The following is a 21,055-nucleotide window of genomic DNA, read 5'->3' as shown; positions in this document are numbered from 1 at the left end:
TAATTTAACTTTATCCCATATAATTGTTGATAATACTAGCATTTATCGAATATTTAATAAGCAAATCCACGCAAATTTGTAACCTTATACATACGACTTGTAGAATCATACAAAAAAGCCACACCATTTATTGGTGTGGCTTCGTTTCATGTGAAACATTTTTATTTGTTTTGTGGCAACTTGTTATCCGCTAACACATCGTTAGTGTATTGTTCCACTTGTAGCGCAACATCAGCAGCCTTTGGATCATTTGGTTGTAAATGACTGGCAGTATCTTGTGCAACTGCCCAGTATGCCAAACTATCGGTAACTGGAACGATATCTCTAACAATTTCCATTTTTAATTCAGGACGTTGTTGTTGAAGAGTTTCAAAAGTTCCATAGTTAGTGATCATATGGATTTCACCGCCAGACTTTGGTGAAACACTCTTAAAGATTACCAAGTGTGATTCCTTTTGAGTATCAGTTAGTTGTTGTTTAATTTCTTTCAATTGTTCTTTGGTTAATTGTAATGCCATTTTAAGCACCTCGCTTATCTTTCAATCAGTCCAATGGATTGATTAATAAATTGACCATATTCTACTACTTTAGCAGCAGTATTTGCAACATTATCAGCAGAAACGTGGCCGTATTGCATCGATATTCCTTCATCAATTATGTCCAATTCACCTGATAGATCATCAATAATTTTAACTGGTCTTAAGATGGTGTATGGAATTTCGTATTCGTCAACCAGCTTAACGGCGTATCTTTGTTGATTCAAGTATTCCCTAATATTATCCACATCTGGATAAGTCACTTCTTCGGTTAATTCATTATCAATACCTGCTGTTGATAGCATAATAAACTGTTCAAGTGGTGGGTTAACGCGGTCCAATGCTTGAATGACTGCACTGATTTGTAAATCAACATCATGTGGTCCCAAGAATGTATAGATAACGTTTACGCCTTCCAAGTTGTCGGCGTAAGCACTAACATCCTCAAAATCAATGCCATCCAGTAAGTTTACTTCATATTGATTTGATAACTTATCATAAACTTTCTGGCCTAATTGATGAAAATTACCAATGATCAAAACCTTCTTCATGGTTAACCCTCCTTCATTCATTAAATTTATTTTATCAAAAATTAATGGTTAAGTTAACGCCAAATGGTTTAAAAATCGGCGATTAGGGTTCATAATTAATTTGTACGTATAAAAAATTTGAGGAGGCCTTTTTACATGGTAAAAATTGGTAAATCAAACGTAGAATCAACCCCACTTGGTTTAGGAACCAATGCGGTTGGTGGTAACAACTTATTTCCAAACTTAAAAGATGAAACTGGTATTCAAATCGTAAAGACCGGTCTAGATTCTGGAATCACCCTATTAGATACTGCATTTGCATACGGTATGGGTCATTCAGAAGAACTAATCGGTCAAGCCATTAAGGGCTACGACAGAAGCAAGTTCGTTATTGCTACAAAGGCAGCTCAAGACACATCAGACGGCGATGTTACAATTAACAATAATCCACAATTCTTAAAGAAATCAGTAGATGATGCATTGAAGCGTCTACAAACTGACTACATCGATATCTTCTACATTCACTTTCCAGACGACCAAACTCCAAAAGATGAAGCGGTTGCTGCATTAAACGAAATGAAGCAAGAAGGTAAGATTAAGGCAATCGGTGTTTCAAACTTCTCACTAGATCAAATCAAGGAAGCTAACAAAGACGGCTTAGTTGATGTTGTTGAAGATCAATACAGTCTATTGCACCGTGATGCTGAAACTGAATTGTTCGATTACTTACGTGAAAACAACATTTCATTCGTACCATTCTTCCCATTAGCATCTGGTCTATTAACTGGTAAGTACTCAGAAGTGGTCGACTTCCCTGAAAATGATATCAGACACGGAAACCCTGACTTCACCGGTGAACGTTTCGAAAAGATCGTTGAAAAGGTTAACAACCTAAAGCCACTTGCTGATAAACATGGTATTACCACTGCTCAATTAGTATTAGCATGGTACATCAAGAACCCAGACGTTACTGTTGTTATCCCAGGTGCAAAGCGTCCAGAACAAGTACAAAGCAATGCAAAGGCATTGAACGTTTCACTAAGTGACGAAGAATATGCACAAATTGATAATGACTTTAGAAACATCTAATTGATTTCGACTCCAATGTTCGGATTTTGCTCCAACATTGGAGTTTTTTTATCATAAAACGTCAATTTTTGTTTAAATTTGTCTAAAATAGTTCGCTTTTTAGTGGACTTATGTTCTAATTATGGTAATATATACGTATAATATTAATAAATACGAACATTAAAGGAGAATGTTTCATGTTAAAGGGAATTGCTAATTTCTTTCATTTTGATGAACTAGGTACTAACTATCGTACCGAATTCATCGCTGGTTTAACTACCTTTGTTTCAATGGTTTACATTCTATTCGTAAACCCAAACGTTATGAGTGCTTCAGGTATCGATAAGGGTGCCATGTTCACTGCAACTGCTCTTGCAACTGCTCTTGGATGTTTCTTAATGGGAATCATCGCTAACTACCCAATCGCTTTATCTACCAGTTTGGGTACTAATGCTTTCTTCGCCTACTCAGTCTGTGTGGGTATGAAAGTTCCTTGGCAAACAGCGCTAGCTGGTACATTTATCGCAGCTATTATTTTCATGATTTTAACAGCGTTCAAGCTAAGAGAAACAATCATCGACGCAATTCCTGCTGATTTAAAGAGTGCCATTGCCGGTGGTATTGGTCTATTCATTGCCTTTCTTGGTTTAAATCAAGGTGGCCTAGTTGTTGCTGATAAATCAACTCTAGTAACTCTTGGATCACTTCACGTTGGTAGTACTTGGTTAACCATCTTTGGTTTAATCCTAACCGTTGTATTAATGAGTGCTCGTGTTCCTGCAGCTATTTTCATTAGTATGGTTGCTACTACTATCTTAGGTATGGTTACCGGATTAATCGGTTTACCAACTCACGTAGTTTCAAGCGTTCCAAGTATCAAACCAATCTTCTTAACTGCAATTTCACACGTTACTGATATCAACACATTACAACTATGGATTGTTGTATTTACCTTCCTATTAGTTACCTTCTTCGATACTACTGGTACTTTAGTTGGTTTAGCTAAACAAGCTGGTTTCATCAAAGACAACAAGATTCCACGTATTGGTCGTGCACTAAGTGCTGACTCACTTTCAATGGTTGGTGGTTCTCTACTAGGTTCATCCCCAATGGGCGCCTTCGTTGAATCATCAGCAGGTATCGCCGTTGGTGGTCGTTCTGGTTTCACAGTAATCGTTACTGGTATCTTCTTCTTACTAGGAACATTCTTCTCACCACTACTTGGTGTAATTACCGATCAAGTTACTGCTCCTGCATTAATCGTTATCGGTATTCTAATGGCTAACGCCCTACGTGATATTCACTGGGACAAGTTCGAATTAGCTGCTCCATCATTCTTGATTGTATTAGGTATGCCACTTACTTACAGTATCTCAGATGGTATTGCTTTAGGTTTCATCGTATACCCAATCTCAATGTTGGCTGCTAAACGAGGAAAAGAAGTTCACCCACTAATGTATGTGCTAGGTGTAATCTTCATCATCTTCTTCTGGCTATTAAACGAATAATAAGACAAATAAAAAGAGACCTCTGTGGAGGTCTCTTTTTTTGTGCAGTTTTATTCACCGTAAATTTCTTTTGATTCTTTAACTAGTTTTGTGGCTTTTTCATCGTATTTTTCACCCATTGAGTAGTGGTGACGACCAACAATCTTTACACCTTCAGGTAAGTTAAGTAAGTTTTCCTTAATCATCTTGTCAAAGGCGTCTTGTGAAGGTGCACCGTATAAGACGATGATCTTTGGTTTGATAATATCAATTTCTTTTTGTAATAATCTCAAACTCTTCTTAGCGTCATTATCACCATCTGCTTGCATGTCTTTAACCAATTGGCTTACTTTAACGTTCTTTGATTCAGTTTCTGGTAAGTCCTTGAAGACATCAGACATGTATGCCCCTCTAAACTTGGTGTTGTAAAGGTCAAATAAGATTCCCAAGTCCTTTGATTTATCTCTAGTATCATGGAAGTTTTCCCAATCACCAGAATCAGTCTTGATGTTTCTAGCAGCAACGTTTAAACCGTAAAACATGGCGTCTGTATTAATTTTGTTAGCTAATGCTTCATCGTTTTGATATTTTGCTGGGAATGCTAAATTTTCATTTGGAATCTTCTTGTCTTGATCTAAGTATTCTTTAAGTCTTGCATCGTCGATATCGTAAAGTGCCCATGATGAATATTGATCTAAGTGATTTGCTCGAATTTCTTTAATTACGTCTAAGTTGCTCATATTATCAACTCCATTTTTAGAAAATGTCTTATTGTAAATATCTCTGAAAATTCCCATATTATCTAGTTTGTTCCCTGTTTAATTTGTTGAATTCTGCCTTGGAGATTCGGAATATTCTTCCTTTAAGAGTAAAATCAGAATCCTTAGTTGCTTTATGTTTCTTACTTGTGTAAACAGTTGTACCTTTTTGTACACGCACAATACGATTTCCTTTTAGTTTAAATACTAAATCTCCATTTTTAATAGAATAGAGCATTTTACCTGAAGAAAGAGGTCCAATAAAAACTGTTTCTCGATCACCTTTCTTTTGCATTTTTTCCTTTGTAATCTTTTCAGTTTTTACAATTTCCTTGAAATAATGTGTATCATGGCCTTTACTTACAACTTTAAATATCAAGTAATAGGTATAAGATTTCTTAGCTTCAGATTTCTTAGCAGCCGCGTTTGATACGACTGGAGTAACAGCGCTTGTTGCAGCAGCTGCACTTGTAGCAAATAATGACAAAGCAGTCATTCCAGTTAAAATTGATTTGTTGATCTTCATAATATTGCCCCCTAGCAATTAATCTAGAAATATTAATTTTATCTAACGATAATATCATTATTATATAATTAATCTAATTATTATTTTAAATTTATATTGTGATGATAAAATTTCTAAATCCATTTTTGTTTCAAAGATGAATACATAAAAAAAGAGACCACCAAAGTGGTCTCTTTTTTAAATTAAATTTAAATCATATAGCCAAGTAATGCTGCTAGAATCCCTATTAATGCACTTAATAGGTAGTATGCATATGCCATGACCTTTTTCTTGGTACCTAATTGTACCGTTTCATTCATATAGGTAGAAAAAGTGGTGTATCCACCAAGAACTGCAATGGAAAAAGCTAGAATAAAAGTATTCTTAGGTAGTTGGCCATTTACCAATCCTAACAGAAACGATCCGGTGATATTGATGAAGAAAGTCGCTACCGGAAAGGCGTTTTTCGAGAACATCTTCTTTAGTCCATTGGTGACACCATAACGGATTAGAGAACCAACTGCGGCACCCAAACCAACAATTAAAACACTCTCAATCATAGTTGATCCTCCTTATTTTCAAAGCTTTGGCCTAATTTAGTTCCAATCTGAGCTAATATTAAACCTCCGATTAGACTCACTAATACGTATAAAAGACCTATACCAATTTTGTGGTTTAAAAATAAATTGATACTGTCGAATGAAAATGTTGAAAAAGTGGTAAACCCACCAACTAAGCCAACGCTTAGTCCAGTCATTAAATCATTAGATATCTCAATTAAATATGGAAGTGCACCAGTAATAAACGCTAAGACAAACGCACCAATTAAGTTAATTATGATGGTTGCGATAAAGTGATCATCACCAGCTAAAAGCGTGAAGTAACCGCGCAAAAGACCGCCAATAAAGGCTAGAAGGAATATGTATAGTACTCTTCTCATCTAAAATTACCCTTTCTATTTATAAACATTCATAATAATAAATATTATCATACGTCCGTTATTTACTATACCAATTAGCATTTTTACTTTGACATTTAGTCTGTGAAAACTTATCATAATTAGAGAGTGATAACTAAAATTAAAAAACATTAAAAACAAAACTTAAAATCTTAGATAAAAAATTTTTAAAAGTATTTTAAAACCGATTTATAGATAAGAATAAGAAGATATAAATAAGGAGCAATAACTTTATGTTACTGGGAAGCATAGAGGCTGGAGGCACAAAATTCGTTTGTGCTGTGGGTAACACTGACTACCAAGTGTTAGATAGTTTGGTAATTCCTACCACTACCCCTGCTGAAACTTTTAGTAAGGCTATCGACTTCTTCAAACAATTTGAAGATTTAGCCGCACTAAGTATTTCATCATTCGGCCCAATTGAAATTAGAAAAGATTCCACCAAGTACGGTTATATTACCGAAACTCCCAAGCCTGGTTGGTCAAATGAAAACTTTTTGGGAGTATTTAAAGAGGAATTCGATATTCCAATGTATTGGACAACTGACGTTAACGGATCAGTGTTCGGAGAATACGTTAACCTTAAAAATAGTGGCCACAGATTAGATTCTTTGGTTTATTACACTATCGGTACCGGTGTCGGTGCTGGAATCATCATTAACGGACAATTTGTAGGAGACATGGGCCATCCTGAAATGGGTCACGTGAAATTAAAACGTCACGAAGACGATCTAGATTTCGATGGAATCTGTCCATACCACAAGGACTGTCTTGAAGGATTAGTCTGCGGACCTACATTCGAAGCTCGTCTAGGTATGAAGGGGCAAGAAGTTGCGCAAACTAACCACGTTTGGGACATCATGGCCTACTACGTAGCACAAGCTGCGTTGCAAACCACACTAACCTTCAGACCAGCCAAAATTATTTTTGGTGGTGGCGTAGTTAGTGAAAAATTTCTCAAAAAGGTTAGATTTGAATTTTCTAAGCTATTAAATGGCTATATTGACATTAAGAACCTAGAAGAATACATTTCAACTCCAACCCTTGATGGAAACGGCTCTGCAACCTACGGAAACTTCGCTTTGGCAGATGCTTTGATTAAGCACGAAGTTAAATAAGTTCAGTTTTACACAATCTAAAATTGAATTGATCGAATATTTTTATAAAAAAAGTTACACGGTGTAAAACGTTATTATATCAACGTTATACGCCGTTTTTTCGTACCTTTTAAATAAACTTAAGAATTAAATTTCATCAAAACACTTTCATTTTTTTAAAAATGAGTTATTATAATACTTGTAAGTTTGTGAAAGTCTTAATTAATTCACAACTGCGTAAAAAAATAATACTTAAAATTCAATTTGGAAAGGATCTTGAATTATGAAAGCATTAGTTTTAACAGGCAAGAAACAATTAGAAATCCAAAACACTGAAATGCCAGAACCAAAGGCAAACGAAGTTGTTATCAACGCAAAATACGCTGGTATCTGTGGTACTGACTACGCACTATACAATGGTCTACCAGGTTCAGCTGACGCTGTTCCTCCAATCGTATTAGGCCACGAAAATTCAGGTGTTATCTCAGCTGTAGGTTCAGACGTTACTGATCTTAAAGTTGGTGACCGTGTAACTGTTGACCCTAACATCTACTGTGGTAAATGTGACTACTGTCGTACAGCTCGTCCAGAACTATGTGACAACCTATCAGCCGTTGGTGTTACTAGAAATGGTGGTCTAGAAGAATACTTCACTGCCCCAACTCAAGTTGTTTACAAGTTACCAGACAACGTTGACTTGAAGTCAGCTGCTACTTGTGAACCAATCTCATGTGCCGTTCACGGTATGGACTTATTAAACATCAAACCTTACCAAAAAGCTCTAGTTATTGGTGATGGTTACATGGGTCTAATCTTTGCACAATTACTACGTTCATACGGTGTTAAAGAAGTTGACTTAACTGGTCGTCATGATGACAAATTAGCTGCTGAAAAAGAAAAGCTAAACATCGACCGTGTTATCAACACTACTAAGGAAGAAATTCCAGCCGAATATGACGTTGTTATTGAAGCCGTTGGTCAACCAGCTACTCAAGAACAAGCAATCGAAGCAACTGTTAAGGGTGCTCAAGTATTGATGTTCGGTGTTGGTGCTCCAGATCAAAAATTCAGCATGAACACTTACGAAGTATTCAAGAAACAATTAACTATCCAAGGTGCATTCATCAACCCTAACTCATTCGAAGATGCTATTGCCCTACTACAAAGTGGTAAAGTTAATGTTGAAAAGATTATTGACAACATCATCTCACTAGAAGACGTTGAAAGTGTCCTAAACGGTACTTCAAACCTAACTGGTAAATGTGTTGTTAAAGTTTCTGACTAATTTTTGGAGGCTTAAATTATGGCTTTAAACGATTACTTTGATGGTCTACAACACGTAGGTATCCCATCAAAAGACTTAGATAAAACAATCGAATTCTACAAATCACTTGGTTTTGACCAAGCTGGTTTATTCCACAATGGTGAAAACCGTTGTGCCTTCATGAGATACGGTAACCTAACCGTTGAAACATGGGAAGGCGATCCAGTTGCAATGGAAAATGGTGCTATCAACCATATTTCAATGAACTGTACTGATGTTGATAAAGCATTCGCAGCCGCTAAAGAACAAGGCTTCGATGTTTTAGATGACGAAATCCAATCAATCCCAACTTTCTGGGACAACGGAATCCGTTTCTTCAACATTCAAGGTCCTAATCACGAAAAGATCGAATTTTGCCAAATTGTAAAATAATATCTTTCGATCATAAAAAGCACCCAAGCTTATGCTTGGGTGCTTTTTTTATTCAATATTTAAGATGGCATCGAATACCGATTGTGGTAGTTGAATGGCTTCGCTAGCACTCTTTGACTTGTTCAAACTTTGACGACGCAATAGCGCTTGTTTCTTTGAAACACTCTTCTTGTCGCCACTAACTGCCGCATTCTTTCTCAATGGTGGTACATCAACTCTGGACACCACTCTTCCCTCAATATATCCCTGTACAGGCATTGGATATAGTTTGCGGGGAATTACATATTTTAATTTATGAACGATTTATTGAGCCAATTTTTCGGCATTCAAGCGATGAACGATAAATGTTAGTTCATCCACTGGCGCATAGTTAACATCAATCGTGATTTTAACGATATCTGATTCGACATACTCCATGAATTGACTATCATAAGTCGCAAAACCATGGGTAATTGACTTCAACTGATTGAAGAAGTTAAACGCGATTTCGGCTAACGGAACACTGTAGGTCATCTTCACCAATTGATCAGTGTTATTCATGTCCAATAGGAATCCACGACTCTTACTTAATAGAGTCATCACGTCGTTAACCGTCTCACTTGGTGTTTCAATGACAACCTTATTGAATGGTTCTTCAATTGTCTTTAAGACCGAAAAGTCCGGTAAATCAGACGGATTATTAATCGTCTTTAGTGTCGTGTCATTCTTAGTGGTATAGCGATAGTTAACGTTTGGTGACGTGATAATCACGGACATCCCAAACTCATTAATTAGGCGCTCACGGACGATTTGGAGATGAAACATCCCCAAAAAGCCACATCGATAACCCGGGCCCAGTGAATTTGAGACGTGTTCAACGAATTCAATCGAAGAATCGTTTAGTTTCAACTTTTCCATCGCTACCTTTAAATCATCAAAGTCGGCATCCTTGGGATAAATTCCGGCAAAGACAACACTGTGAGCGGGTTGATATCCAGCCACCGCTTGCTTGGTTTGACGAGCTTGACCGGTGATGGTGTCCCCGACTCGCACATCTGCTGGGTCCTTGATTCCGGTAATGACATAACCAATGTCACCCGACTTTAATTCCTTTAATGGTAGTAATTGTGGGCTGAAAATTCCCACTTCTGGGGTTTCAAACTTCACCTTTTGGTTCATCGACATTAGTTTATCGTTGGCCTTAATCACACCATCAATAACCTTCACATATGCGACGACTCCTTGATATGAATCGTAGTGAGAATCAAAGATCATCACCTTTAATGGTTTAGTTTCATCACCCTTGGGGCTTGGAATGCGATTGACGATTGCCTCTAGGACTTGATTGACATTCAAACCGGTTTTGGCTGAGATATGGATAATGTCGTGTTCTAAAAATGATTCGTCTAATTCGTAAAGTTGTTGTTCACACATATCGACTTGGGCGCTTTGGTTGTCGACCTTATTGATGACTGGAATAATCACTAGGTTGTTGTTTTTAGCAATCCGGTAGTTGGCAACCGTTTGGGCTTGGACTCCTTTGGTTGCATCCACCAACAAGATGACCCCGTCACTGGCTGACACACTCTTTTCGACCTCGTAGTTAAAGTCGACGTGACCCGGTGTATCAATTAAGTTTAATTCGTATTCTTGACCGTCATTGGCACGATAAATATTACGGACGGTTCTTGATCGAACGGTTACCCCGTGGTCTTGTTCGACCTTCATGTCGTCTAAGACCTGTTCTTCATTGCCACGGAAACTAAAGGTGTCAGTCATCTTCATGATTTGATCTGACAACGTCGATTTTCCATGGTCGATGTGGGCAACAATCGAGAAGTTGCGAATATTTGCTTGTTTCATCATAGTTACTCCTTTATTTGCCAAGTAACCCTGTTAGATAAAAGTCGAAAGTTTCCATTGAGTCGTTTAGGATACTAACCTTGAAGTCATCCATATTTCCCGGAATCGGTTCTTGATTGAACGAATCCAAATTCGATAAATTAATCAATCCACTGGCAATGCTGCTTTGGATAATGAAGATTTTATTGGCAGTTTTGACGTCGATTGATGGAAATGAATCATGAATGAATTGCGCTAGTTGTTCATGGACTTCATATAACTTCTTGCGACCTTCAATCGTCTCTTCTCTAGATGCTTTCCCCTCTAAAACAGGTCCACGCAATGCGTTTAACTTAATTAATGTTAGGTGGTTTTCAATTAAGTCCTTGGTGTTAGTTAGTAAAAACGATTTTAGTTCATCTGTGGTTGTTAACTTGGCTTGTTGTAATTGGTTTAGTGTTTGTAAAAAGAATTCCTGATATCCCACCAAAAGTAGGTGCATGAATATATTTTCCTTGGTCTTGAAGTAGTTAAAGACCGTTCCCTTTGCGACGTGGCTTCTTTGCGCAATCGCGTTGATGGAGATATCATAAAAATCATTTTCTTCAAACATCTTGAGTGCAGTTTCTGCAATCAATGCTTGTTTTTGTTGCTTTTCATCAGCAGTTTTAATATTCATGATTGGCTCCTCTTCTAAATTGACCGTTGGTCATTATTGTATACGAAGAAGAAAATTAATACAACAAAAAAACGCCTGATCGAAATAATCAGACGTTTTTATTTTAAGCTGCACGGTAAACCATTTTCTTGGTGTGCTTATGATGAATCTTCTTCACACTGTATTTGTAGTGTCTTTTAGCCTTGTTATGCTTCTTAGTTTTATAAGAATGATGTAGCTTTTTATGCTTTAGGTTCTTCTTAACCTTGTAAGTAAGCTTCTTTGCGTATTTGTACTTAGCATGCTTACGAGTCTTCTTCTTAGCTAACTTGTAAGTATATTTCTTCTTAGTATGCTTCTTGTACTTCTTAGCATGTTTTTTTGCAATACGTTTCTTTGTAGCATGGTTTAGCTTGTAGGTGTACTTACTATGCTTTTTAGCGTGCTTCTTGTAAGCCTTCTTGTGGCTCACCTTTTTAGTAGTAGCACTTGCATATTGGTAAGTATTGTTAGCAGTTGCAATCTTCTTTGTAGCTTGTTTTTTCATGCGATATGCACGTTTTACATGCTTCTTGGTGTGATGACTTACTTTATTAACAAGTGGTGTGTATTGGACCTTTTTAGCCTTTGCAGAGGTAGTCTTAGTAATCACTTGTGTCTTAGCGGCCTTATGTAAAACATTGGCTGTAGCATGCTTTTTAATGTGTCTAGCGGTTCCTGTCTTAGCAACAGTACGCTTGTGACCGTTAGCAGTCTTTTCGGTGGTCCAGAATGCTAACTTACGACCACCAACCGGAATAGTGTCGGCATCTAAAGCTTCACCTAGTGCCTTACTTTGGTACTTGTCAGTGTATTGCCACAAATCATAGTTGTACTTTGGATTTGGGGTGTAGTTGGTGTAATTAGCCAACCAAACCGCACTGTATGCGTTCAAAGTACTTTGTTGGAATTGATCCAAGATTGATTGTGAACTGTACAAGATAACCGGTTGTTTGGTTAGTTGTTTCATCGCGTTTGCCCAACTGACCGCATTTTGATCGGATGTGTTGGTAAAACCAGTTTCAAAGTCGTTTACATAGAATCTAGCGTTTGGTGCTAGTGAATGTAGACGTTGTGCTTCTTCTTGAGCTTGAGCGGAATTAGTGTAACGGCTATAGCTGTATACACCGTATGGAATCCCATACTTGTCCATCAAACTGATATTATTATTTACCTGTTGATCATGATATTGACCATCTTGAATTCTTAAAACAACGAATTTAACTTCATTCTTTAAATTCATTACTTGTTGATCATTTAATTGCCCCTGAAATTCAGAAATATCATAGGCCACTGGTGTGTATGGTTTAAATGATTGAGTTGTATCAGCGTGAGACTTGATACCATTCAAAGATAAGGCCATTGTTGATCCTAACGCCGCGGAAAATAATAAATGTTTTATTTTTTTAGAATCATACATTTTCCAATACCTTCATTTCGAATATTTTTTGTCACAATAAAACCAGGTCAAAATAACCTGGTTTTTTTTAATGCATTTACTTAAGTGAAGTTACCATTTCTAATGCTGTGTTTAGAGAGTTAGCTTTAATTGAGTAAACGTCATTACCCATTTGCCAAGTAATAGTTGCTGAACCGTCAATTTCAGCGGTAATGCTACCCTTGCTTTCTGGAACTGGTAGGTTGTGGTTTTGGATGTAGCTTACTACGGTCTTACCCTTAGTAGTTGCGGCACCCTTATACTTACCGAAGTTACTACCGTGTGTTAATAGTGACCAGTTACCAAAGTTTGCTTGAATGTATTCTTGTCCGGCACCCTTATCTGAGTGACCAACAACGTTGTAACCTAAGTTAACTGATGGTAGACCAGCAACGTTTGCAGCAGCTTGGTAGCCCACTTGTTGCATTGCAGATGAATCACTTTCATAAGTGTGCTTAGTGTAGGTAGCGTATGTTGAACCATTGTTTAAGTAGCTAATTGTAAAGTTGGTCTTGTTTCCGTCCAACTTAGCATTTACGCTTTGGTTTGAATCCAAACCATTGCTTTGTGGTAGCTTTTCATTTCCTAATTTGTTTGCAATTTTGTCATTGCTTGATGATGATGATGAGCTCATCTTGCTAGTTTGAGTAGTTGAAGTTGAACTTGATGCATCACTATTGTCGCTTTTCTTTTGTCCACAAGCAGTTAAAACTAATCCTAAAACTGCAACTGCAGGTAAAATTTTCTTCCATGCTTTCATAATGTAGGACATCTCCTTAAAAAACTATTTGAGAACAGTATAACAAAACATCAGTGTTACGTTAATAAAGTTTGTATTAAATTCTTGTTACTTTATCATAGATTACCGCAATAATATAAATGATTGTTTCGATTGTTGCGATAAAGAAACTCACTGGTAGGTTCGTTACAAAGCTTAAGTATAGACCAAACCAAGTCCCAATTAAAGAAAAGACAAATGTCAAAATGGTCATTGACCAGATACTGTGCACGAAGTAGCGTGCTGATGAGGCTGGAATGGTCAATAGAGCAAAGATTAGAAGTGATCCGACAATTTGAGCTGTCACGCTGACAGTACATGCCAATAGAATCAAGAAAATCACTGATACTAAGGTGTTGGCACGGGAGTTAAAACTAGCACCAACGTTATCAAATGAGTTGTATTTTAGTTTTCTGTAAATCAAAGTAGTAATTACAATGATGGCGATACTTAAGCCTACCAATGTTTGTACATTGCTGTAACTAATTCCGACGATACTACCAAATAAGATGTTCGTAGCATAACTGGATTGAGTATCGGCCAACGATAGGAATAAAATTCCTAATCCGATAAAGAATACCGAAAAGACACTGATTGATGATTCACGACGGCTCACCCTTGAACCAACGGTACCAATCATCAATGAACTTAAAACGGTGAATAATAGCATTCCTAAAATTGGATTGGTTCCCAAGAAGACACCAAATGATGCACCTGAGAAACTAATTTCGGAAAGTGTGTGGGTGAAGAAAGCAGTCTTTCTAGCAACCACGAACACCCCCATCAATCCACATAGAATGGAGATGAAGAAACTAGCGACGAAGGCGTATTGCATAAATGGATAACTTAACATTTCTAACATTATTGGGCCTCCTTCACTGGTTTAATGGTGCCGGATTGATTGGCAATATTTAAATCATAGTCACCATATTGTTGTACTAAAACCGGATCGTGGGTGATGAATAGTACGGAAGCTCCGGTTTCAGCGATGACGCTTTTAACCACGTCTAATAGCATGAATTTGGCTTCTTTATCCAAACTGGCGGTACTTTCATCCAAGATTAGTAACTTAGGTTGAGATACCAATGCTTGAGCTAGATAGACACGTTGTTGTTCCCCACCGGAACAGCTACCCAAAGGTGTGTTGGCCAAATCTTGTAACTTGGTCATTTCGATAACTTTTTGGACACTTTGTTTTTCTTTTTTGCTCAACCATGGCAATATTGAATGTTGTAAACCTAATCCGATAAAATCAAAGACGGTCAATGGATAGTCATCATCAATATTTCTTAATTGAGGAATGTATTGCATGTCTGATCGTTTGATTTTGGATTGAACGTGTTCATTTTTATTAAATTGTTTTAAAATAGTCTTTATTAATGTTGTCTTCCCAACACCATTTTCACCGGTAACGCAGGTTAAGGTCTTGGCGAAGATATCAAAAGACAAATCGTTAATTAATTTACGGTTCTTAACAGCTACGTCTAAATCGCGTACTGATAAGATTAAATTGGATTCTGTATTCATCATTAATCCTCACTGTCTCAATTATTTATATATCATTGTAGTCTGATTATGAAAACAATCAAACATCTGATATATATTAATTTTTGTTATATAATTGATTTTAACATACATAATACAATCGGGGTGATAATTTGGTTAATCGTTTTATAACTAGATTCAGGGAAACACAAAACAACAAGCTGATTTACCGCGGTGTCGTAACTTTTATCCTCTTAGTAATTTTAATAATCGAATTAGCCAGATTTTTATCATTACCTAAGGTTGATGCCACTACTTTATATCTACGCGAACAACCCAATGACGAATCAAAAGTTGTCGAAACAATTCCACATGGTCGTCATTTGAGTATCATCAAGTCCAAAAATAATTGGTGGTACACCAAATATAACGGTCAAAAGGGTTGGGTGCCTTCATGGTTAGTCGGCGTCGATGATTACGACGTCAAAACCGGCGATAAGTTAGCCCAAAAAACAATCATTATTGATCCTGGTCACGGAGGTGGCGATTCAGGGACCCTTTCAGCCAACCAAAAATACATGGAAAAAACGTATACCTTACAAACAGCTAAAAAAGTGGCCGCCGAGTTAAGAAGACGCCATGTCAATGTCGTGATGACTCGTACCGTTGATACTTACGTGACATTGAAAAAACGAACAGATATGGCCAGTGATTACCACGCCGACCTCTTCGTTAGTTTCCATTTCAATTCCGATAACGGATACGGTAGAGCCAACGGTTACGGGATCTACAACTACCACAAGAATGCGGTCAAGGTGGCTGACCAAGTCGCAGACGGTTTAGACAACCTCCCCGTTTCAAATCGTGGGGTCTCATTTGGTGACTACTACGTTTTACGTGAAAACAAACGTCCGGCAATCTTGTGTGAAATGGGATTCATGGATAGCTCACACGATCTTCCATATATTCAAAGTTCTACTTACCAAGAACACGTCGCAAAAGATGTCGCAAAATCACTCGATAAGTACTTCAATTAGATGAAAAATTATACATTGCGTCTAAATTTAGACGCCTTTTTTGTGCTCAAAACGTTAATAAGACAACATTTATAACTTTTTTATATTTTTTAGTTATAATACATTTAGGCTATAAAATACATATTAAGTAACATCAATGGAGGAAAAATACTATCATGAAAAAATCTACTAAGTTACGACTTTCCTTTCTCATTTTGGTCGGTCTCTCATTAGGATTTTTAGCAGAAGTATTTTTAACCATTTTTGATAACTGGACATCAAGAATAATTAGCTCATCAACAATAGATGTTTTCTTTTCCATCTGCGGAATTGCTATTTGTGGTGTCGTTTTTCTTTTTTCTTATCTTGGTATCGTAAAAAGTGACGAAAAGTGGCCTATTAAAGGCTACTTCACATCATTTGTCTTTTATGATGTCATGGTTATTTTGGGTGGAATGTTTGGTAAGTTCATCCTACAATTGTTTATCAATTAATGATTAAAAATGTTCTACTTTATTAATTTATTTCTATGATATTAAAATTTTATATAAGTTTAAACGGATTCCATAGTAAGATGTTTTTCCTACACTATAATTAGAATATTACTTAACTATTCTAATTATGGGGGAAATATAGTGGATAATAAGACAAAAAATAGACTAATCAAATTAGCCAGTATTGGAATTGTCCTAGGGTTTACAGCGGAATTAGCACTAACAATTCTATATTCATGGCAAATTGATTTTATTAAATCTTCATATATATATTTTGGCCTTTCCATTATATTAATGGTTTCGATTGGCCTTCTAATCATATACATGTTCCTGAGAATAATTATGGTATATCCTTTAGGATCAAATTTTCGTTACTTGCTACATTTTGCAGTATACGATGTATCAATACTAATTGGTGGATCTCTGGGTAAGGTTATACTGACGCTAATTATCAATAACCTAAAATAATAATTTATAGGAGTATTTTTTAATGAAGAAGCAACATTTGTCTCAATTAGTCAATATGGCTTTAACTGGATTCGAAACTGGGGTCAGTTTATTAGTACTGGGTGATTTAACTCAATATATATTATTGGATCCCGAAGGAGCAAATCTGTTTGAAATCATATTTGGAGTAATTGCGATTATATTGTCATTAATCATTTTCTACGAATCCAACAAGAAATTTTATCCGCTAACGGATTGGCAATATCAAAAAAACTTATTAATATTTGAAGTTGCATTTTTCGTTGGTATATTTCTTGCTAAAACTATAATTGATTTAATTATTATATTAATATAAAAAAAGAGACCCATCGAGGTCTCTTTTTTTAATACAATTTTATAATAGCAACGGCGATTAACATCACGACTAAACCAATATATTTCATAATGCCAACCGGTTTTTTCGGTGAATTCAATAGGCCATATTTATCGACCATTACACTTCCGAATAAGTTACCCAATAGGACTAAAACGACAGTTGTTCCTGCTCCGATTTGTGGGCTTAGGAATGCGTTTGATAAAACAAAGATGGCACCCAAGACACCACCGAGCCAAATCCACCAAGGATTGCCCTTTCCAATCGCATCTTTGGCGTGAACGTAAGAACGATCAACTAGTCCGGTAATCACAAATAAGATGATGGTACCGACTAAAAATGAGATAAAGGCCGCATGAATTGGCGAGTGAAGCACTACTCCTAGGTGACCGTTAACTGGTGCTTGGGAAGCTTGAAACATCCCTGCGACGATTCCTAAAATCTGCCAAGGTAATTGTTTGGCCTTATCGGAACCATCGCTTGCCTTCTTGTCTAGGACAACCATCAAGATACCAACAACTAGTAGAATGACTCCGATTAATCTGATGATGGTAAAAGCATGGTGGTCAGCGTCAAACAAGGAGAAGTTATCGATAATCATCCCCATGATGATTTGACCGGTAATTGGCATAATCACCGTTTGCACCGCCCCTAGATAAGGGAAGATTAAAACGTTAGTGGTTAACCCAATCACACCAAACAATCCGCCCAACCAAATCCATGCTGGTTGGCTTGTAAACAAGTGACTAGAAAAAAATAACGACTGACCACTCAATAAAGTGGCGAAAAGTAACGCGATGGTTCCAATCGTAAACGATAGCATTGAAGCTAGAAATGGTGATCCACCAGCTCGATTCTTCAAGTTTGTATTGACCGAAGTCTGAATGGGTAAGACCAATCCGGCTAAAATACCAAGTCCGTATAACATTAAAATGCCCCCTTAATTATGTACAATAAAACCTCCCGGCACGGGAGGTTTTTAGTTTATATATTATTATTACATGTAAAACCTAATTCGTCAGAATAAATGCTTATTCTTCAGTAGCTAGTCCCTTCAATGCAGGAATAGTCATCATAGTGATGAAACTGATTAGGTATAGTACTGATAGCATTGCCATGATTACTAGTAATGAATGGCTTTCCATCAATAAACCGATAATGGCTGGTGAGAATCCACCGATTGCACGTCCAAATCCCATGATGAAGTTGTTTGCAGTTGAACGAACTTCGGTTGGGTATAGACGACTGATGATGGCACCGTATCCTCCGTACATACCGTTTGAGAAGAAACCTAGTACTGTTGATGCTAGTAGCAATGTGAAACCATTGAATGAGAATGTAATTCCGTATACCGCTACAGAAGCGACTAGTAGGAATAATCCAAAGGCCTTTCTAGGTCCAATCTTATCTAGGATGGTACCGAATGTTAACATCCCGGCACTCATACCGATGATGGTAACGATTGTCCATAGTGATGAACCGGCAACACTTAAACCAAGTTTCTTTTGCATGATTGAAGGTAACCAGTTAATTAGACCGTAGTATCCGGCGATTTGCACAATTACCATTACGATTAGCGCCATAGTTTGGTATGCCAATCTTGGTGTTGCGAATAATTTCTTTACAGAAACCTTAGGACGCTTGCCTGTTTCCATTGTATCGATGAAATCTTGGCTTTCGGTTAGGTTCTTTCTAATTACGAAGGCAAAGAATATTGGAATAATTCCGATTAGGAAAAGTGAACGCCAACCAAATGCTGGAATCATGATTGCGGCTAATACGGCTGCCATCATTGATCCAACTTGACCACCGATTGTGGTGATTGATACTGACTTTCCTAATTGCTTTTTCTTGAATGATTCAGCCACCATGGCAACACCTGAACCATATTCACCCCCGGCACCTAGGCCGACACAAAAACGTAAAATAGCAAAAGTAATAAAATTCTGGGCGAACATAATTCCGGCAGTTGAGATGGCGAAAATGAAGATGGTGTAGGTCAAAATACGTACTCGACCGAAACGGTCAGCTAAAAGACCAAATAAAATACCACCCAACAACGATCCAAAAGTAGTAACTGTTGAAAGCATTCCAGCAGCTGCAGTACTAATGTGTAAACCGATAATGATTGAAGACATTGCAAATGAGATGAATGAGATATCCATACTTTCTAGCATTTGTCCAATCGATGTCGATGCTAAAACCCATTTTTGAGCCTTAGTCGTTGAAGTGTGGTCTTGCGTGTTTTCCATTATTCAATTCCTCCAAAATGAACGCTCACTGTCGTTCCTTATTTTTTTGAAATATCTGTTTTAGATATTTTATAAAACTATACGCTTTAATTTTTTCTAATGCAAGTTTCATTTTTTGGTTGCTTTATTCTGAGAAAAGCGTATATTGTACTCAACATATGATTTTAAATTAGTCCAGAGAGGCTAGTAAATCGACGAACGGAATAAGTGGACCCTAATTTGTCGTATAGTCTCTGAGGCTATACGACTTTTTTGTTGGAGGGAAACGTATGAAACCAGTATTCATTGCACTAGATTTTGTCGATGCACCCAATGCTTTAAAATTTTTGGAGCCGTTTAAGGATGTCAAACCTTTAGCGGTAAAGGTTGGAATGGAACTATTCTATCGAGAAGGAGCAAGTATCATTAGAGCGCTGCGCAATCAAAATATCGATGTCTTTTTGGATTTAAAACTACACGATATTCCACACACTGTACAACAAGCAGCCAAGCAAATCGGCCAATTAGATGTTCAATTCGCTACCGTTCATTCACTTGGTGGAAGCGAAATGATTAAGGCGGCCAGACGTGGACTAGAAGAAGGTGCTGACCAAGCAGGCGTCGATTCACCACAACTACTTGCAGTGACGCAACTAACATCAACATCTGAAGAACAACTCCACGATGAAGAACTAGTCCCCGTTTCAATGGAAAAATCAGTATCCCACTTGGCTAAAATGGCCAGTCAAAGCGGTGCCGACGGCGTCATCTCCTCTGCACTAGAAAACAACATGATTCATCAAGCCGTTTCTGACGAATTTAAGTGCATCAATCCCGGCATTCGCCTTCCCAGCAACAGTGTCGACGACCAAAAGAGAGTCGTGACACCAACAAAGGCTTTCGAATTAAACACCAGCGGAATCGTCGTGGGTAGAAGCATCACCCAATCAGAGGATCCGGTTCAAACATATAAAGACATCTACAACGCAGTTAATGGAGGAATCAAATAATGAATACTAACCAATTAATCGCTTCAGACCTTTTAAAAATTAATGCAGTAACCCTATCACCAAACGAACCATTCACTTGGGCATCTGGTATCAAGGCGCCAATCTACACCGACAACAGAATCACCATTAGTTTCCCAGAAGTCCGTACCCACATCGCAGACGGTTTAGCCAAATTAATCCGCAACAAGTTTCCAGAAGTCAAAGTAATCGGTGGTGTCGCAACCGCCGGTATCCCCCATGCTGCGATTGTTGCCGACAAGATGGACCTCCCAATGATTTACGTGCGTTCAAAACCAAAGGATCACGGTCGTGGTAAACAAATGGAAGGAAGCATCGATGAAAACGCTCCAATCGTTTTAATTGATGATCTACTTTCTACCGGAAAGAGCGTGTTAAACGCTGCGCAAGCACTTAAGAACGAAGGCTACAACGTGATTGGTGTCATGGCCATCTTCTCATACGAACTTCCCGACAGCACTAAGAACTTCAAGGAAGCTGGTATCGAATTTGATACACTAACCAACTACTCAACAATTATCGAACAAGCCAAAGCAGAAAACAGTATTTCAGACGATGAATTAGTCGTCCTACGTAAGTGGCGTGACGATCCATGGCACTGGATGTAAACAA

Annotated in this window: 23 protein-coding genes and 1 pseudogene; 10 read left to right on the top strand and 14 right to left on the bottom strand. The window is 37.4% G+C overall.

The features are described 5' to 3' along the window. Positions 1 to 161: 161 nt before the first annotated feature. Both KTJ72_RS01560 and KTJ72_RS01555 read right to left on the bottom strand, forming a co-directional pair. Positions 162 to 518, bottom strand: a complete 357-nt coding sequence (locus KTJ72_RS01560) for a hypothetical protein (protein ID WP_053797060.1) — start codon at positions 516 to 518, stop codon at positions 162 to 164. A 14-nt stretch (positions 519 to 532) separates the two neighbouring features. Further along, the gene (locus KTJ72_RS01555; protein WP_178391583.1) at positions 533 to 1,087 is read right to left on the bottom strand and encodes an SDR family oxidoreductase; all 555 of its coding nucleotides are present in this window, start codon (positions 1,085 to 1,087) and stop codon (positions 533 to 535) included. A 135-nt stretch (positions 1,088 to 1,222) separates the two neighbouring features. On the opposite strand from KTJ72_RS01555, the gene KTJ72_RS01550 reads away from it, so the two are divergent. Continuing rightward, entirely contained in the window at positions 1,223 to 2,155 is a 933-nt protein-coding gene (locus KTJ72_RS01550; RefSeq protein WP_217303965.1) for an aldo/keto reductase, read from the top strand. A gap of 176 nt (positions 2,156 to 2,331) precedes the next feature. Further along, a complete protein-coding gene (locus KTJ72_RS01545; protein ID WP_053797063.1) occupies positions 2,332 to 3,642 on the top strand; it encodes an NCS2 family permease in 1,311 nt (436 codons plus the stop codon). Between the two features lie 50 nt (positions 3,643 to 3,692). On the opposite strand, the gene KTJ72_RS01540 is transcribed toward KTJ72_RS01545, so the two are convergent. From KTJ72_RS01540 to KTJ72_RS01525, 4 genes are all read right to left on the bottom strand, one after another. After that, positions 3,693 to 4,361: a hypothetical protein gene (locus KTJ72_RS01540; RefSeq protein WP_217303964.1), complete on the bottom strand. Its 669-nt coding sequence runs from the start codon at positions 4,359 to 4,361 to the stop codon at positions 3,693 to 3,695. Positions 4,362 to 4,419: 58 nt separating this feature from the next. Then, positions 4,420 to 4,905 carry a hypothetical protein gene (locus tag KTJ72_RS01535; RefSeq protein ID WP_217303963.1) on the bottom strand — a complete coding sequence of 162 codons (486 nt, stop codon included), beginning with the start codon at positions 4,903 to 4,905 and terminating at the stop codon, positions 4,420 to 4,422. A 188-nt stretch (positions 4,906 to 5,093) separates the two neighbouring features. After that, on the bottom strand, positions 5,094 to 5,444 hold the full coding sequence (locus KTJ72_RS01530) for a fluoride efflux transporter FluC (protein ID WP_217303962.1): 351 nt from the start codon (positions 5,442 to 5,444) through the stop codon (positions 5,094 to 5,096). Continuing rightward, positions 5,441 to 5,824 (bottom strand): fluoride efflux transporter FluC, encoded by a 384-nt coding sequence (locus KTJ72_RS01525; protein WP_041153209.1) that lies wholly within the window; start codon positions 5,822 to 5,824, stop codon positions 5,441 to 5,443. Before KTJ72_RS01525 ends, KTJ72_RS01530 begins: the two co-directional genes overlap by 4 nt. A gap of 251 nt (positions 5,825 to 6,075) precedes the next feature. Between KTJ72_RS01525 and scrK the strand changes: the two genes are divergently transcribed. The 3 genes from scrK (at position 6,076) to KTJ72_RS01510 (ending at position 8,635) form a co-directional block, all read left to right on the top strand. Continuing rightward, the gene (gene scrK / locus KTJ72_RS01520) at positions 6,076 to 6,960 is read left to right on the top strand and encodes a fructokinase ScrK (RefSeq protein WP_057198665.1); all 885 of its coding nucleotides are present in this window, start codon (positions 6,076 to 6,078) and stop codon (positions 6,958 to 6,960) included. A gap of 262 nt (positions 6,961 to 7,222) precedes the next feature. Continuing rightward, complete coding sequence (locus tag KTJ72_RS01515) at positions 7,223 to 8,224, top strand: zinc-dependent alcohol dehydrogenase family protein (protein ID WP_034532357.1); 1,002 nt, start codon at positions 7,223 to 7,225, stop codon at positions 8,222 to 8,224. 18 nt (positions 8,225 to 8,242) lie between these two features. Then, positions 8,243 to 8,635 carry a VOC family protein gene (locus KTJ72_RS01510; protein WP_034532358.1) on the top strand — a complete coding sequence of 131 codons (393 nt, stop codon included), beginning with the start codon at positions 8,243 to 8,245 and terminating at the stop codon, positions 8,633 to 8,635. Between the two features lie 48 nt (positions 8,636 to 8,683). On the opposite strand, the pseudogene lepA reads toward KTJ72_RS01510, so the two are convergent. The 6 genes and pseudogenes from lepA to KTJ72_RS01480 all read right to left on the bottom strand — a co-directional run bounded on the left by lepA (position 8,684) and on the right by KTJ72_RS01480 (position 14,899). Continuing rightward, positions 8,684 to 10,477, bottom strand: a pseudogene (gene lepA / locus KTJ72_RS01505) (translation elongation factor 4). Positions 10,478 to 10,490: 13 nt separating this feature from the next. Beyond that, a complete protein-coding gene (locus KTJ72_RS01500) occupies positions 10,491 to 11,135 on the bottom strand; it encodes a TetR/AcrR family transcriptional regulator (protein ID WP_217303961.1) in 645 nt (214 codons plus the stop codon). A gap of 103 nt (positions 11,136 to 11,238) precedes the next feature. Continuing rightward, entirely contained in the window at positions 11,239 to 12,516 is a 1,278-nt protein-coding gene (locus KTJ72_RS01495; protein WP_217303960.1) for a GH25 family lysozyme, read from the bottom strand. A gap of 133 nt (positions 12,517 to 12,649) precedes the next feature. Next, positions 12,650 to 13,351: a hypothetical protein gene (locus KTJ72_RS01490; RefSeq protein WP_217303959.1), complete on the bottom strand. Its 702-nt coding sequence runs from the start codon at positions 13,349 to 13,351 to the stop codon at positions 12,650 to 12,652. 76 nt (positions 13,352 to 13,427) lie between these two features. Further along, a complete protein-coding gene (locus KTJ72_RS01485) occupies positions 13,428 to 14,222 on the bottom strand; it encodes a metal ABC transporter permease (protein WP_034534243.1) in 795 nt (264 codons plus the stop codon). Between the two features lie 8 nt (positions 14,223 to 14,230). Further along, a complete protein-coding gene (locus tag KTJ72_RS01480; protein ID WP_241772204.1) occupies positions 14,231 to 14,899 on the bottom strand; it encodes a metal ABC transporter ATP-binding protein in 669 nt (222 codons plus the stop codon). Between the two features lie 128 nt (positions 14,900 to 15,027). Between KTJ72_RS01480 and KTJ72_RS01475 the strand changes: the two genes are divergently transcribed. From KTJ72_RS01475 to KTJ72_RS01465, 3 genes are all read left to right on the top strand, one after another. Further along, entirely contained in the window at positions 15,028 to 15,891 is an 864-nt protein-coding gene (locus KTJ72_RS01475) for an N-acetylmuramoyl-L-alanine amidase family protein (protein WP_217303958.1), read from the top strand. A gap of 155 nt (positions 15,892 to 16,046) precedes the next feature. After that, positions 16,047 to 16,364, top strand: a complete 318-nt coding sequence (locus KTJ72_RS01470; RefSeq protein WP_217303957.1) for a hypothetical protein — start codon at positions 16,047 to 16,049, stop codon at positions 16,362 to 16,364. Between the two features lie 490 nt (positions 16,365 to 16,854). Continuing rightward, positions 16,855 to 17,166, top strand: a complete 312-nt coding sequence (locus tag KTJ72_RS01465) for a hypothetical protein (protein ID WP_217303956.1) — start codon at positions 16,855 to 16,857, stop codon at positions 17,164 to 17,166. 28 nt (positions 17,167 to 17,194) lie between these two features. Here the strand turns inward: KTJ72_RS01465 and KTJ72_RS01460 are convergent, their stop codons facing one another. Beyond that, positions 17,195 to 18,112: a DMT family transporter gene (locus tag KTJ72_RS01460; protein WP_041153217.1), complete on the bottom strand. Its 918-nt coding sequence runs from the start codon at positions 18,110 to 18,112 to the stop codon at positions 17,195 to 17,197. A gap of 103 nt (positions 18,113 to 18,215) precedes the next feature. Beyond that, positions 18,216 to 19,436 carry an MFS transporter gene (locus KTJ72_RS01455; RefSeq protein WP_217303955.1) on the bottom strand — a complete coding sequence of 407 codons (1,221 nt, stop codon included), beginning with the start codon at positions 19,434 to 19,436 and terminating at the stop codon, positions 18,216 to 18,218. A 269-nt stretch (positions 19,437 to 19,705) separates the two neighbouring features. On the opposite strand from KTJ72_RS01455, the gene pyrF reads away from it, so the two are divergent. After that, the gene (pyrF, locus tag KTJ72_RS01450) at positions 19,706 to 20,425 is read left to right on the top strand and encodes an orotidine-5'-phosphate decarboxylase (protein ID WP_217303954.1); all 720 of its coding nucleotides are present in this window, start codon (positions 19,706 to 19,708) and stop codon (positions 20,423 to 20,425) included. Beyond that, the gene (gene pyrE / locus KTJ72_RS01445; protein WP_217303953.1) at positions 20,425 to 21,051 is read left to right on the top strand and encodes an orotate phosphoribosyltransferase; all 627 of its coding nucleotides are present in this window, start codon (positions 20,425 to 20,427) and stop codon (positions 21,049 to 21,051) included. Before pyrF ends, pyrE begins: the two co-directional genes overlap by 1 nt. Positions 21,052 to 21,055: the final 4 nt, after the last annotated feature.

It is taken from the genome of Apilactobacillus waqarii, assembly GCF_019061205.1.
GTDB lineage: Bacteria > Bacillota > Bacilli > Lactobacillales > Lactobacillaceae > Apilactobacillus > Apilactobacillus waqarii.
Note: the sequence above shows the minus strand (reverse complement) of the source record. Positions and strands in the feature narration are given on the sequence as shown.